The organism is Gilvimarinus sp. 1_MG-2023, from assembly GCF_030548285.1.
This window is the reverse complement of sequence record NZ_JAUOSC010000982.1, coordinates 1-273: the sequence shown is the minus strand read 5'-3', so window position 1 is coordinate 273 and position 273 is coordinate 1. Positions and strand designations below refer to the sequence as shown.

1 protein-coding gene is annotated in these 273 nt (G+C 50.5%); it reads right to left on the bottom strand.

The features are described from left to right. Nucleotides 1-273 (bottom strand): tetratricopeptide repeat protein (locus tag Q4563_RS19815; protein ID WP_442903817.1); only part of this gene is annotated, 273 nt, incomplete at both ends.

Below are 273 nucleotides of genomic sequence, written 5' to 3'. Positions count from 1 at the left end.
CTCCAGTTCTTGCAGCAGTACGCCCTTCAGGTCAGTCCGGGCAAACAGGGTCTGGTGCAAGTGGATAGCACGTTCAACTTCGCCTTTTTCCCGCAAACTACAGCCGAGACGGAGAAACAATTCAACCGAATCATCATCCAGTGTCTGGGCATTAACAATACGTTTAAGAGTGAGGTCGGTGTTTTGTGCAAGAATAAAATCGATACTGGGAATCCAGTCAACCGGTGTACTTTTGGGGCGAGCCTTACCGGAACGATAGCCCAGTGTCCAGCC